The organism is Flavobacterium agri, from assembly GCF_013401995.1.
Lineage (GTDB): Bacteria > Bacteroidota > Bacteroidia > Flavobacteriales > Flavobacteriaceae > Flavobacterium > Flavobacterium agri.
The window spans coordinates 130,308-144,004 of record NZ_JACBJI010000002.1 but is presented as its reverse complement, the minus strand read 5'-3'; the positions used below and the strand labels follow the sequence as shown (position 1 = coordinate 144,004).

The 13,697-nt window shown below is 46.3% G+C and carries 16 protein-coding genes; 1 reads left to right on the top strand and 15 read right to left on the bottom strand.

Annotated features, from left to right (window positions below):
* Window positions 1–22: 22 nt before the first annotated feature.
* On the top strand, window positions 23–535 hold the full coding sequence (locus HZF10_RS04670; RefSeq protein ID WP_176005022.1) for an acyl-CoA thioesterase: 513 nt from the start codon (window positions 23–25) through the stop codon (window positions 533–535).
* A 101-nt stretch (window positions 536–636) separates the two neighbouring features.
* Here HZF10_RS04670 and HZF10_RS04665 read toward each other — a convergent pair whose 3' ends face one another.
* The 15 genes from HZF10_RS04665 to atpB form a co-directional block, all read right to left on the bottom strand.
* Window positions 637–1,896 (bottom strand): murein hydrolase activator EnvC family protein, encoded by a 1,260-nt coding sequence (locus HZF10_RS04665; RefSeq protein ID WP_176005021.1) that lies wholly within the window; start codon window positions 1,894–1,896, stop codon window positions 637–639.
* A gap of 16 nt (window positions 1,897–1,912) precedes the next feature.
* Window positions 1,913–2,692 carry a lipoprotein insertase outer membrane protein LolB1 gene (gene lolB1 / locus HZF10_RS04660; RefSeq protein WP_176005020.1) on the bottom strand — a complete coding sequence of 260 codons (780 nt, stop codon included), beginning with the start codon at window positions 2,690–2,692 and terminating at the stop codon, window positions 1,913–1,915.
* On the bottom strand, window positions 2,689–4,032 hold the full coding sequence (locus tag HZF10_RS04655; RefSeq protein ID WP_176005019.1) for a tetratricopeptide repeat protein: 1,344 nt from the start codon (window positions 4,030–4,032) through the stop codon (window positions 2,689–2,691). The genes lolB1 and HZF10_RS04655 overlap by 4 nt, the downstream gene beginning before the upstream one ends.
* Window positions 4,033–4,036: 4 nt before the next feature.
* Window positions 4,037–5,044 (bottom strand): sugar phosphate nucleotidyltransferase, encoded by a 1,008-nt coding sequence (locus tag HZF10_RS04650; protein ID WP_176005018.1) that lies wholly within the window; start codon window positions 5,042–5,044, stop codon window positions 4,037–4,039.
* A gap of 78 nt (window positions 5,045–5,122) precedes the next feature.
* Complete coding sequence (locus tag HZF10_RS04645; RefSeq protein WP_176005017.1) at window positions 5,123–5,506, bottom strand: four helix bundle protein; 384 nt, start codon at window positions 5,504–5,506, stop codon at window positions 5,123–5,125.
* A 71-nt stretch (window positions 5,507–5,577) separates the two neighbouring features.
* A complete protein-coding gene (gene dut, locus HZF10_RS04640; RefSeq protein ID WP_176005016.1) occupies window positions 5,578–6,012 on the bottom strand; it encodes a dUTP diphosphatase in 435 nt (144 codons plus the stop codon).
* Between the two features lie 33 nt (window positions 6,013–6,045).
* Complete coding sequence (locus HZF10_RS04635; protein ID WP_317171592.1) at window positions 6,046–7,542, bottom strand: lipopolysaccharide biosynthesis protein; 1,497 nt, start codon at window positions 7,540–7,542, stop codon at window positions 6,046–6,048.
* A 96-nt stretch (window positions 7,543–7,638) separates the two neighbouring features.
* On the bottom strand, window positions 7,639–8,079 hold the full coding sequence (locus tag HZF10_RS04630; RefSeq protein ID WP_176005015.1) for a hypothetical protein: 441 nt from the start codon (window positions 8,077–8,079) through the stop codon (window positions 7,639–7,641).
* A gap of 55 nt (window positions 8,080–8,134) precedes the next feature.
* Window positions 8,135–8,998: an ATP synthase F1 subunit gamma gene (gene atpG, locus HZF10_RS04625; RefSeq protein ID WP_176005014.1), complete on the bottom strand. Its 864-nt coding sequence runs from the start codon at window positions 8,996–8,998 to the stop codon at window positions 8,135–8,137.
* A 74-nt stretch (window positions 8,999–9,072) separates the two neighbouring features.
* Window positions 9,073–10,650, bottom strand: a complete 1,578-nt coding sequence (atpA, locus tag HZF10_RS04620; protein WP_176005013.1) for a F0F1 ATP synthase subunit alpha — start codon at window positions 10,648–10,650, stop codon at window positions 9,073–9,075.
* Between the two features lie 10 nt (window positions 10,651–10,660).
* Entirely contained in the window at window positions 10,661–11,164 is a 504-nt protein-coding gene (locus HZF10_RS04615) for a hypothetical protein (protein ID WP_176005012.1), read from the bottom strand.
* A complete protein-coding gene (gene atpH / locus HZF10_RS04610; RefSeq protein ID WP_176005011.1) occupies window positions 11,164–11,691 on the bottom strand; it encodes an ATP synthase F1 subunit delta in 528 nt (175 codons plus the stop codon). The genes HZF10_RS04615 and atpH overlap by 1 nt, the downstream gene beginning before the upstream one ends.
* A 1-nt stretch (window position 11,692) precedes the next feature.
* Window positions 11,693–12,193, bottom strand: coding sequence for a F0F1 ATP synthase subunit B (locus HZF10_RS04605; RefSeq protein WP_176005010.1), 501 nt, complete (start codon window positions 12,191–12,193; stop codon window positions 11,693–11,695).
* Between the two features lie 83 nt (window positions 12,194–12,276).
* Window positions 12,277–12,465: an ATP synthase F0 subunit C gene (locus HZF10_RS04600; RefSeq protein ID WP_176005009.1), complete on the bottom strand. Its 189-nt coding sequence runs from the start codon at window positions 12,463–12,465 to the stop codon at window positions 12,277–12,279.
* 34 nt (window positions 12,466–12,499) lie between these two features.
* The gene (gene atpB, locus HZF10_RS04595) at window positions 12,500–13,657 is read right to left on the bottom strand and encodes a F0F1 ATP synthase subunit A (RefSeq protein ID WP_176005008.1); all 1,158 of its coding nucleotides are present in this window, start codon (window positions 13,655–13,657) and stop codon (window positions 12,500–12,502) included.
* Between the last annotated feature and the right edge of the window lie 40 nt (window positions 13,658–13,697).

Below are 13,697 nucleotides of genomic sequence, written 5' to 3'. Positions count from 1 at the left end.
TACCTTTGCAAAAAAACAGCGCATGTTACCAAAACATCCTTCTGAGTCACTCACTACGCTTACCGACCTGGTCTTGCCAAGCGAAACCAATCCGTTGAACAACCTTTTCGGAGGTGAACTTCTTGCCCGCATGGACCGTGCCGCAAGCATTACCGCCAGAAGGCATTCGCGCAGGGTTTGCGTGACGGCTTCGGTGAACCACGTCGCGTTCAACCGTTCCATTCCGTTGGGAAGTGTGGTCACGATCGAATCGAAGGTTTCGAGAAGCTTCAAAAGCTCGATGGAAATCTTTATCGACGTTTGGATCGAAGATCGTGAATCGGGCGTACGCACCAAGGCGAATGAAGCGATTTATACGTTCGTGGCCGTAGACGATACGGGTCGCCCTGTAGAAGTCGCACCAATATTACCAGAAACCGAACTCGAAAAAGAACGCTACGATGCCGCGTTAAGAAGAAAGCAATTGAGCTTGGTTTTGGCGGGTAAAATGAAACCCGATGAGGCTACGGAGTTGAAGGCGCTTTTTAATTCTTGATAAAAAAGAAACCTCAAAGGTTTTTGAAAACCTTTGAGGTTTATAAAAATACGTCTTCCGTATTTCTTGTGTTTACAGAAATCCTGTAAAAAATCTTAAATCTACATACCCGACAACCAACTCTGAGGGTTGTTGTAAACGGTATTCTGCTTGATCAGGAATTTGAGCGTGGTCTTACCCGTATCGCCATTCGTCCTGATTTTCCCGAGATTCTGCTTGATGCGTACTTTATCGCCTTTGCTCACGTTAACCGAACTCAGGTTCTGGTAAATCGTGAAATAATCCCCGTGTTGGATGATCACGGCCTTGTTCACCGGAGAAATCACGATGACGCTGATGACTTCGCCTCCAAAAACAGCACGTGCATTGGCTCCGTCTTCCGTAGTGATTTCGACACCACTGTTGTGAACGATCAGCGATTTGTGCACCGGGTGCGGTTGGTCTCCGTATCCTAAAGATACTACGCCGCGTTCTACCGGCCAAGGCAAACTTCCTTTGTTTGAACGGAAATTGTCGGCTACTATCTTCGCTTCGGGTGTCAAAACGATTTTCGATGGCGATTCGGCTACTTTGGCTTTCACTGCCGATGCTTTTGCCGGACTGGCTTTTGCAGCGGCAAGCGCGGCTTTCCTATTGGCTTCCTCGATCGCTTTCTGGATCAATCGGTCGATCTGGCGGTCGATGTTGCGGCTTTCCTGTTGCTTTTTCTTGATTTCGGCCGCAATCTTTTTCTTGTCTTTCTTGATGGAACTGACCAAAACTTCCTGCTCTTCTTTTTCTTTGAGAAGATCCCTGCGTTCTTTCTCGTTCTCTTTGAGCAGCTTTTGCTTTTCGGCTTTCTTGACCTCAATGGTGTTGTTGTATTGCACCAATTGCTCGGTCTTTTGCTTGATTTCCTCACCTTGCGCCTTGCGGTAACTCGCGTATTGCTTCATGTATTGGGCGCGTTTGTAGGCTTGCAGGAAACTTTGGGACGAAAGCAAAAACATCGCACGGCTTTGAACCGAACGGCTTTTGTACGATTTCAGGATCATCTGTGCGTAATCTTCGCGGATCACGACCAATTCGCGCTTGAGCTTGTTGATCTTGAGTTGCGTCAGATACAAATCGTCATTGAGAAGACGCGTTTGCTTTTCGGTAGTGTTGATCAATTTTTCCTTAAGACGGATTTTGTCTTTTTGGATCTCGATCTGGCTGCTGATCGATTTTTCCTGAGAGCGCATCTTATCGAGCTTTTCCTGATTCTCAAGAATTTCCCTTTGGATTTGCGCCTTGCGTTTCTCAAGCTTTTGCTGATCGGTCTGGGCAAATGCCGCCACCGTCAACAGTAAAAAGAAAAAGCTCGCTATTTGTTTGGTCATGGTGTTTTGTTCGGGATTAATCGAGATTTACGCGCTCGAACCCTTCCGGGACGCTATACGGGAACTGAAGGTTTTCATTGAATGTAGCTGCGTTATATTCGATACTGATGTTCGTTTTCCCTTTTGGCTGTATGGCTTCGAGCAAAATTTTGGCCGGAAGATATGCTTGTTCGAACTTATTGAATCCCGGATAATTGACCTCAAGGCTGCGTTGTTGGGCCGGTTGGCTCACCTGCTCCTTCTTGATCAGGTAATTCTCGGGTTCGAAATAAAAACTTTTGAGCGTACGCGTATCCGAATTATCGGTCAATTTTACCAGATTTCCTTCGACGGAACTCTTGTATTTGCCTTTGTTCAAATCGTCAAGCACACGTCCGATGAGCAAATTCTGCACTTTGTTGTAATCGAGAGACGTGCCCAACCATCGGCTCAAGGCTTCGTAATCGCCTTCGAAATACGTGCTGTTGATTTTCTCGTAATACTTGACCTCGTTAGGCGTAATCAACGCTTTGGCCATCGTGATCCCCAAAAATCGGATGCTCACGAAAATCTGCTTGTCTTTCTCGATGCGGATTTCGGCGTTGATGCTTTGGCTCTGGTTCTCGTCTTTGTATTTGGCCGAAGCCTTGATCGCGAGTGTCCGGAAGTTTTTCGCATCGGCATAATGACCCGAAATCACTTTGGCGACTTCGGCGTCCTCGGGTGCGGCAGGTGTTTTGGTTTCGGCTACCGTGGGTTGTGCGGTCTTGCATCCTACGAACAATACGGCAGATAGTATCAGGGCGTAAATTCTCATTTTTTCTTGTCCAGTAATTTTTCGGCTTTAAGGAAATAGCTCTCTTTTTTCTTTTGGTCGCCCAAACCGTTCCAGGCTTCACCCAATTGGATGTAGAAACTGGTTTCAAGCTGTTTGTCATCTACTACATAATCCAGGCCGATTTCGAGCAAATCCTTGGCTTTTTTGAAATTTTTCTGCTGATTGTAGGCCAATCCCGCGTAATAATAAAATTGCGGTTGCAGCGGATATGACTCGATCATTCCTTCGGCACGCTGGCCCAAAGACACGTAATCGGGCTGTTGCGCATAGGCTTCGAGCACGAGGAAAATCGCTTCCATATCGTTCGGTTCCGATTTCAAATGCTGTTCGTAATATCGCACGGCCTGAGCCCAATTCTTCTTGGCGTGATAGAATTTGCCGATTTCCTTGGCGACTTTCACTTCCTTGTCGTTGTCGAAATAGGAAATGGCTTTTTGCAAATCGGCTTCGTATTCGGGCTTGTCTTTGGCGAAAAGCAAAAACTCGTTCATCACGCGGTGACGGATCTTGTTGTCGATTTTCTTGCTCGCCAAAATCTGGTTCATGGCCTTGACGGCTTTCGGGCCGTCGCCTTTGGTCAGGTGGTATTTGAACAGGCTGATTTGCGCCCAATCCGATCCCGGAACTTCCTTCTCGAGCTTTTGGGCGATGTCGAGCGCTTTGCTGTCCTGATCGGAATCCCAATACAGGAACATTAGCGAAACGTAATTCGATTCGTCTTTAGGATTTAGCTTGATCTTGTCGAGCAGATTCGAAATTTCAGAACCCTGATACTTCGGATTCTTCATGATCGCCGCCTTGTAACTGTCGCGCAAATCGTTCGTACCGACCGTTTCGTTGAGCTCGTTGATGAGTTCGAGCGCCTTGTCGAACTGCTGCGTGTTCATGTAAAGCGAAGTCAGGTCTTCTTTGTATTCGCTTTTGAATTCGACGAGTTTCTTGACGATTACGATGGCTTGGTTGTAATCTTTGGTTTCGTAACACACGTCGTACATCCCGACCCACGCCCATTTGTTAGACGGATCCATTTTGGTGACCTGTTCGAAACTTTCGTAGGCTTTTTTGTAATCTTTCTGCGCCAGGTAATTTTTTCCGAGCTCGAAATATACGACCGGATTATTGGGTTCGAGTTTTTGGCATTTGAGCAAAGCCGTAACCGCTTTGTCGTAGTTCTCGATGCCTTTCTGTTTGAGCGATTCGTAAAAACTGTTGCGGAATTCGCTCGACTCCAAAGCCACATCCTCAGGCTCCTGGATTTGGGCCGAAAGGTTGGTCTGGATTGCAATCCCGATTAAAAGTATATAGGCGAATCGCTTCATTTTCTTATTCCAAAACGGAGTAATCCCCGATGCTGATGCTTTTAAAATTCCCGTCGAAACTCGCATGGTTGCCGATCATGGCATTGTCGAGGTCGGCGTTTTTGATGTGTGCGTGCGTCTGGATCAAACTGTCTTTGATCTTGCTCTCCGTCACGTGGGTCGCTCTTCCTAACGAAACGTTCGGGCCGATAATCGAATTGATCAAAACCACGTCTTTGTCGATGAAACAAGGCGGAATGATCGTAGAATTCTCGATTCTCGCTTCTTTGCTGATCATGTTCTCGCCGTCGTTGTGCAAAAATCCGAGCATTCTCGAATTGGTTTCCACCGTCACGTTCTTGTTGCCGCAATCCATCCATTCGTCTACTTTTCCGGGAACGAAACGCAAGCCTTTCTGCTTCATGTTCTCGAGTCCGTCGGTGAGCTGATATTCGCCTCCTTTGGTGATATCGTTATCCAAAAGGTATTGCAATTCGGCTCTCAACGTTTCACCCGATTTGAAATAATAGATACCGATGATGGCCAAATCCGAAACGAAATCTTTCGGTTTTTCGACGAAATCGGTAATTCTGTCTCCGTCGAGTTTCACAACCCCAAACGCGCTCGGATCTTCTACTTGCTTGACCCAAATCACGCTATCGGCGGTTGTATCTAACGTAAAATCGGCGCGGAATAGTGTATCGGCATACGCCACGACGATCGGTCCGCTCATCGATTCTTTTGCCGACATGATCGCATGAGCCGTTCCCAACGGTTGTTCCTGATAGTAAATCGTGCCTTTCGCTCCGAGTTTTTCGGCAATCGCGACAAGATCTTCTTCTACCTGTGTGCCGAAATCTTTGTGGATGATGAACGCGATCTCGTCTATCTTTTGGTTGATGACGCCCGCAATGTCTTCTACAAGACGATGCACGATAGGTTTACCGGCGATTGGAATCAACGGCTTTGGAATCGTAAGCGTATGTGGACGTAATCTTGAGCCGCGACCGGCCATTGGGACTATTATCTTCATTTTTATTGAACTTCGTTATTCGTTATTCGTTATTCGTTATTCGTTATTCGTTATTCGTTATTCGTTATTCGTTATTCGTTATTCGTTATTCGTATTATCTTTTTTCAGCTTCTCTTTCGAAGTTTGGATGCTTCTAACAAAAATGGAAATCAACTCATTTGCTTCTATTTGTGTTTTCTCCATCATATCATTCGATATGAGATAAAGATTTGCTTTTCTCAATATCTTTAAACAAGACAACGTTTCTCTTAATTCTTTTAAAACGATTGACATCTTGTGTATAAAATCATTTCGAGATTCTGCGCTTTGAGCTTCACTATAGTTCAAAGATGGCGCTGTTCCTGATCGTATAATTTGTCCTGATAAATGATTTCCTGGTTTTGAATTTTCAATCCCTTTTGAGATTTCAATAATCATTACGGCAAAATCTATCAACCTTTCGTGTAAATTAAATTCTCTCATGGCTTATAAAAGTTTTAGATGGCAAATATTTTTGAATGTTGAATAACGATCAACGAATAACGAATTTTGAACTATTTCGTTCCCGTACTCCCAAAACCGCCCGCACCGCGACTCGTTTCGGTCAATTCCGACACTTCAATCCATTCGGCGCGTTCGTGCCTGGCGATGACCAGTTGGGCGATGCGCTCGCCGTTTTCTACGACGAAAGCCTCATTGGATAAATTTACCAAAATTACCCCGATTTCTCCTCGGTAATCGGCATCTATCGTGCCTGGTGAATTGAGTACGGTAACCCCTTTTTTCGCGGCCAATCCTGATCGCGGACGCACCTGAGCTTCGTATCCGATCGGAAGTTCGATGAACAAGCCGGTCTTGACGATGGCCCGTTCAAGCGGGTTTAACGTAATGGGTTCAGTAAGTACCGCGCGCAAATCCATTCCTGCCGAAGCGATTGTTTCGTAGTTGGGAAGCGCATGGCCTGAGTTGTTGATGATCTGTATTTTCATTTGTAATCGGTTCGTATTTGGTTTGGGAATCGCTTAAATCTCCATCCTCTTTGTCCTTGACTTTCGCTTGATGATTTTCTCGAGCGTTTCTTTTTCGCTGTAATAGATGAAGCCCATAAAAATCAACAAAAGCGGTATGTTGACGTAATAATTCTCACGGAAACCGTAAAACGCTATGAACGAAAATCCGATGGAAATACCCAGATAACCCAAGATTTTTTTCATGTCGTACGGGATTTCGTATTGCTTTTGCCCCATGACGTACGAAATGACCATCATCGAGCCGTAAGCCGCGATCGTCGCGATGGCCGAACCCATGTAACCGTCCCCGCTTTTCTTTTGCATGAGCGGGATCAGGATGAAATTGAGCGCCAACGTCACGACCGCGCCGACCAGCGAAATGTAAGCGCCGATGTGCGTCTTGTCGATGAGCTTGTACCAAACCGAAAGGTTCGTGTAAATCCCTAGGAAAAAATTTGCGATGATGATAAGCGGCACGACTTTCATCGCTTCCCAATAACCCGGATTGTCGAGCAGCAAAATTTTGAGCACGTCGGCGAACACGACTACCGAAAGCAAAATGAACGATCCGAAAATCACGAAATACTTGGTGATTACTGCGTAGGTCTGTTTGGCGTTGTCGTTTCCGGAATGGCTAAAAAAGAACGGCTCGATGCCCAACCTGAAAGCGGTCGCGTACAACGTCATGAATAGCGCCAATTTATAACAAGCCGAATAAACACCCACTTGCGCTTTGGCGACATTGGCCGGCAGTAATTTCTCGAGTAGGATCTTGTCGAAATGCTCGTTGATGGCGAACGCGATTCCGGCGAAGAAAATCGGAAGTCCGTATTGCATCATACGCTTCCAAAGTTTCGGGTCGATGTGCCAGTTAATCTTGAAATAATCGGGAGAAAGCACGACGAACGTGAGGAAACTCGCAATCAGGTTCGACATGAAAATATATCCGACCTCGAAATTCGGCACGTATAGGCTGCTGATGAAACTATCGGGATGGTTGTCGGCAAAAACCGGCAACCAAAGCAAACAGATTAGGTTCAATCCGAGGTTGACCGCGACGTTGCCAATCTTGATTGCGGCATACATCATGGGTCGTTGCTGGGCGCGCAGTTTCGAGAATGGGATCACGACAAGCGCATCGAGCACCAAAATCCAAATCGCGTAGGTAATATACGACGCATCGACATTGACCATATGCGCGATGCTGTTGCGGAACAGCAAAGCGGCTCCCAAAAACAGCATGGACGACCAGAAAATAGAAATCGTCGAAGTGGAAACCACATTTTCCTTATCGTGCTCGGAATTGTAAAAGCGGAAGAAACCCGTCTCGAAACCGTATGAAAGCCCTACGTTGAGGAAAATCATCCACGCCATGACGATCGTGACTTCGCCGTATTCGCCTTCGGGCAATTTGTTCGTGTACAAACGCACGAGCAAAAAACTCAGCATGCGCGGTAAAACCGTAGCTAGTCCGTAAATCGCAGTCTGTTTGAAAAGGCTTTTGTACACGTGAGGTAATCGAATTGTCGCTAATAAGCAAAAATAGCCAATTCATGTGGGAAACTTTGTTTTTCGAATGGTCGTTATCACCATTTTAATTAACATTTAAGAGCTTTTGAGATGGGTTTCGATGCTTTTCTGCAGGATTTGCTGTTGCGAACGATAAACGAATTGGAACCAAACAATCAGCAACGGAAAAAGGACTGCCGCAATCCACAGGTTTTTTTCGTCGGATGCAACCGAAGCGACAGCGATTGCGAACCAAATCAAGAACAAAATTGCGATTTCGCCTCTCATGCCGCTGCGCATCTCGACATGGATTTTGTCGTTGGCGTCGCGTAAAATCATCACTTCCGTACCGATCGGATACGATTTGAAACTGTTGATCAATGCGACCCCAAACGAAGCTTTCAATCGGCACTCGATCGCGTATTCATTTTGGCGTCTGGCGTAAAAAGACGCCCCGCCAACGAGTAATTTGTCTTCCAAATCCTCTATGTCGCCTTCGATTTCGAAAGTGCGCCAGACGCTAAAAAAATTCCGCATATCCAAAAATAAAAAAGCCGGACAAAATCCGGCTCTTTTCACTTATGTGTTTTTATTATCCTTTCAAGGCTTCGGCTCCACCAACGATCTCGAGGATTTCGTTCGTAATGGCCGCCTGACGTGCCTTGTTGTAGGTCAATTTCAACTGGTTGCGCAATGCCGTCGCGTTGTCGGTCGCTTTGTGCATGGCCGTCATACGCGCTCCGTGCTCTGATGCGAAAGAGTCGCGAACCGCTTTGTACAATTGCGTCTTGAGCATTTTCGGGATGAGCGTCATCACGATTTCCTCTTTCGATGGTTCGAAGATGTAATCGACGATCTGTTTGTTGTCTGTCGTGGTTGGCGGAACCAACGGCAGGAACTGCTCTTCCTTGATGATTTGCGTCGCAGCGTTCTTGAACTGGTTGTACACGACGATTACCTTGTCGTATTTACCGCTCACGAAAAGCTGGACGATCTCGTCGCTGATCAACGATATGTTCTCGAAAGTCAAGTTGTCGAAAATCGCATTGTTGTTAGAAACCACGTTGCCCGATTTTTTGAGCAAATCATTTCCTTTTTTACCCAGCGTCACATAATGCACGTTCTTTCCGGCGTAAACGCTTTCGGTCAAACGTCTCACTTCTTTGAGCACGTTCGAGTTGAAAGCACCCGCAAGACCACGATTCGAAGTCACGGCTACGATAAGCACGTTCTTCACTTCGCGCTGCGTGGTGAATTCACCACCTGCATCCGTATCGAGCGTAGACGACAAATTCTGGAGCAATTCCGTGAGCTTTTCGGCATACGGACGCATGGCGGTAATCGCATCCTGGGCTTTTTTCAATTTGGCCGCAGATACCATTTTCATCGCCGACGTGATTTGCATCGTCGAGGAAACGGAAGTGATCCGGTTACGTATTTCCTTTAGGTTTGCCATTATAATTTGAAAATTAGATAATTTGAAAATTTGAAAATGACGGTCATTTCCAAATTTTCAAATCTTCAAATTGATTAATTGTATTTTGCTGAAACTTCTTTCGCCGCTTTCTCGATAACGTCTGTGATCTCGTCGGTGAATTTACCGGCTTTCAAAGCGTCAAGAGTGTCGCGGTGCTTGGCGTTCATGTACTCGAGGAAGTCTTTTTCGAATTCCTTCACTTTTTCTACAGGAACGTTACGCAATAGGTTTTTAGAACCTGCGTAGATGATCGCAACTTGGTCTTCAACGGTAAACGGAGAGTTCAGACCTTGCTTGAGGATCTCAACGTTACGCTTACCTTTCTCGATTACGTTCAAAGTAACGGCATCAAGGTCTGAACCGAATTTCGCGAACGCTTCCAATTCACGGAACTGCGCCTGGTCAAGCTTAAGCGTACCGGCAACTTTCTTCATCGACTTGATTTGGGCGTTACCACCAACACGCGATACGGAAATACCTACGTTGATCGCCGGACGTACACCAGAGTTGAACAAGTCAGACTCCAAGAAAATCTGTCCGTCGGTGATCGAGATCACGTTTGTCGGGATATAAGCCGAAACGTCGCCCGCTTGTGTTTCGATGATCGGAAGAGCCGTAAGCGATCCGCCGCCTTTTACAATCGGTTTCAAAGATTCCGGAAGGTCGTTCATGTTCTTGGCGATAGCGTCGTCACCGATCACTTTCGCAGCTCTTTCAAGCAAACGGCTGTGAAGGTAGAAAACGTCTCCAGGATACGCCTCACGTCCCGGTGGACGACGAAGCAACAACGACACCTCACGGTAAGCGACCGCTTGTTTCGACAAATCATCGTATACGATCAAAGCCGGACGGCCCGTGTCGCGGAAGTACTCACCGATAGCAGCACCTGCGAACGGAGCGTAAACCTGCATCGGAGCAGGATCGGAAGCATTGGCAGCAACGATTACCGTATAAGCCATCGCTCCTCTTTCTTCCAACGTTTTTGCGATACCAGCAACAGTCGAAGCTTTTTGTCCGATAGCGACATAGATACAGAATACAGGCTGACCTGCATCGTAGAATTCTTTTTGGTTTAGGATGGTATCCAAACAAACCGTAGATTTTCCGGTTTGACGGTCACCGATCACAAGCTCACGCTGTCCACGTCCAACCGGGATCATCGCGTCTACCGCCTTGATACCTGTTTGAAGCGGCTCGGTTACCGGCTGACGGAAGATTACACCCGGTGCTTTACGCTCAAGTGGCATCTCGTAAAGGTCACCACCGATAGGGCCTTTTCCGTCGATTGGCTGACCAAGCGTGTTCACGACACGGCCAACCATTTGCTCACCCACTTTCAATGAAGCGATGCGCTGTGTTCTTTTTACATCGGAACCTTCTCTGATCCCAGTAGATGGGCCGAGCAATACGACACCAACATTATCTTCTTCAAGGTTCAATACGATTCCTTCCAAACCGTTATCGAACTCTACCAATTCACCATATTGTACGTTTGACAATCCGTAAACGCGGGCGATACCATCACCGACGTTCAAAACGGTTCCCACTTCTTCAAGCGTCGCTCCCGATTCGAAAGCCGAAAGCTGCTTCTTCAATATTGCTGAAATTTCAGCCGGTTTAATTTCCGCCATAACTTTATGTTTATCTACCTATGTTAACTTGAACTCCCGGTTTGCGGGTTTCGTCTTTTATTATTACTGTGTGTGTGTCGGAACCGCTTCTGTTATATTGGTCAGGGAACGGGGTTCCATATTTTTCAACTATCCTGTCTACACGCTCAGGATTCAGCGTTCCGTCTTCGTTTACCGCTTTGCCGACGTAAATCAGACGCATGATCTCTTTTTGGAAATCCTTCATCTCGATCTTTTTGTTCAAGCCGAGGAAAGAGATTTCGTAATACGTGAGCGATCCGTCTTTGTTAGAACTTGTAATCGGCTCGACTCCTTTAAGACGGATGGTCTTGAAGAAAATGATCTCGTCGCCGGCCGCGTTGACCAAAGAACAAGTACTGTCGAAAGTTCCGCATTCGGTGTATTTCAACCATACCGCGTCATCGACAAGGACATCGCCTTTCTTGAGCTTCACTTTTTGTGACATCCCAATCGCCGAAACTACCAGCATGGCTATCAAAAAGATCTTTCTCATTATTGGGTCAATTCTCTTTTAAGAACGTTCAAACGGTTGGCTACCGAAGCATTGTATTGCTTGTCGCCGATGCGAAGGATGAAACCTCCGATGATTTCCGGGTTCACGATATTCTCGATCACGATCTTCTTGTTCGAAAATTCGAGAATCTTGCTCATCACTTTGGCTTCCATTTCTTTGTCGAGTGCGATGGCCGTAGTAACGGTTGCTACCTCAACGCCGTTCATGTCTTCGAAAAGCTTGTTGTATTCTGTAGCGATCGCGCCAAGTATCTCGAAACGCTTATTCTCTTTCAAAAGACGGAACAACCCTTTTGTGATGTTGTGCGCCGCATCGAACACTTCCAAAGTCGCCTTTTCCTTGACTTCATTGCTGATGATCGGACTGTCGAGAAACCCTTTAAGTTCTGCATTCGCTTCAAGGTTTTCGGCAATGTGCGCCATGTCATTGTTCACTTCGGAAGCGACTCCGCGTGAATGCGCCATATCTAAAATCGCTTTCGCGTAACGGATAGCAGCTCTAGACATATTAGTTCAGTTTAGCGTCGGCCAACATCTTGTCGACCAATTTGATTTGTGATTCTTTGTTCGAAAGCTCTTCTTTCAAAAGCTTCTCGGCGATTTCCAAAGAAAGTGAAGAAACCTGCGCTTTCATTTCGGCCATCGCTGCGTTTTTCTCGGCGTTGATCGCGGCTTTTGCCTGTTCGATCATCTTCGCGCCTTCGGTAGCGGCATCGGCTTTAGCGTCGGCGATCATTTTTTCTTTGATCTCACGAGCTTCCTTAAGCATCGCATCGCGCTCCATACGGGCTTGTTGCAAAGTCTCTTCGTTTTTGGCTTGAAGGGCAACCATTTCCTCGCGCGCTTTCTCGGCAGAAGACAAGGCGTTGCGGATTCCTTCTTCGCGGTTGTTTACCGAATCCAGGATCGGCTTCCAGGCAAACTTGCGCAACAAAAGGATAAGGCCGATGAAAATGAGCATCTGCCAAAAGAACAAACCTAATTCGAACTGATTAACTAATTTTTCCATTTTCGGAATATATATGTTTTAAATTTTAATCTTTAATAGAAAGTCAGTTACAACCAACCGTTGCAACTGACCTCTGTTCTTCATTACGCGAAAAGAGCCGCGAAACCAATACCTTCGATAAGCGCTGCTGCGATCAACATAGCTGTCTGGATTTTTCCAGAAGCTTCAGGTTGACGAGAGATCGCGTCCATCGCTGAACCACCGATTCTACCGATACCAAGACCGGCTCCGATTACGATCAGACCAGCACCTACAATAGTTGGAATTTGCATGATAAATATATTTAAGATTAAACAGTATTTCTAATTAGTGATGTGCGTCGTCATGGTGATGTTCTTCTACGGCCATACCGAAGTACAAGGCAGAAAGCATCGTGAAAATATACGCCTGAAGGAACGCTACCAAAATCTCGAGGATCGAAAGCACGAAGGCCAATCCGAAAGAAAGGGAGCTTCCCAACCAGCTCTTGAAAATAAACATCAAACCGATGATGCTCATCAATACTATGTGACCTGCCAACATGTTCGCATAAAGACGGATCATCAATGAAAAAGGCTTAATGATAGCACCAAGCAATTCGATTGGCGCCAATACGATACGCATCGGTTTCGGAACGCCCGGCATCCAGAACATATGCGCCCAATAATCTTTTTTCGCAGTTAATGTCGTAATCAAAAAAGTCAGGATAGCAAGTGAGAACGTAATGGCGATGTTACCGGTAACGTTGATTCCCAGCGGTGTCAATCCGAAAAGGTTCAGGAACAGGATAAAGAAGAAAATCGTAAGCAAATAGCCCATGTATTTTCTGTGGTATTTCACTCCGATGTTCGGAATCGCGATCTCGTCGCGGATGAACACGACAAGCGGTTCGAAGAAACGTCCGATACCTGTGGCGATACCGTTGTTTTTCCCGTATGATTTAGCCAGGCTAGTGAACAACCAGAACATAAGGATCGCGGCGATCAAGATAGAAAGCACGCTTTTCGTGATGGAAAGGTCGAGCGGGTGGATGTTCGTAGTGTGGCCTTTTTCGTCGTGTGTAAAAGTGCCTTGTGCGTCTGTGCGGTATACTTTTCCGTCGTGATGGTTGATGGCATAGTATTTTCCGTTCGATTCGGCTACAGATTCTCCGTGGTTGAATTTAGAAGACGAGAAAACATGGAAACCTTCGTCTACCAAAATCACCGGAAGCGGGAATCCGAAATGCGTTCCGGCCTCTTCGTCAGAGAACAAAGTAAAGTCGTGCGAATCTAAAACGTGGTGATTGATAAAAGCCTTGATTTTGCCTTTGGCATCTGTAGGTTCAGCGTGGGCCTCGTGGCTTTCGGCTTCGGTCGCCGTAGCGTGCGCTTCCTCGGTAGAAGCTGCTGTGGCGTGCTCCTCATGCTGGGCGATTCCGGCAAAAGAGAGAGCGGTGATGAACAAACTGGCAATGATTGTGAGCGATTTACGTGAAAACACCATAATATAAATAAGCTTGAAAGCTGTTTTTAAATTTGGCGCA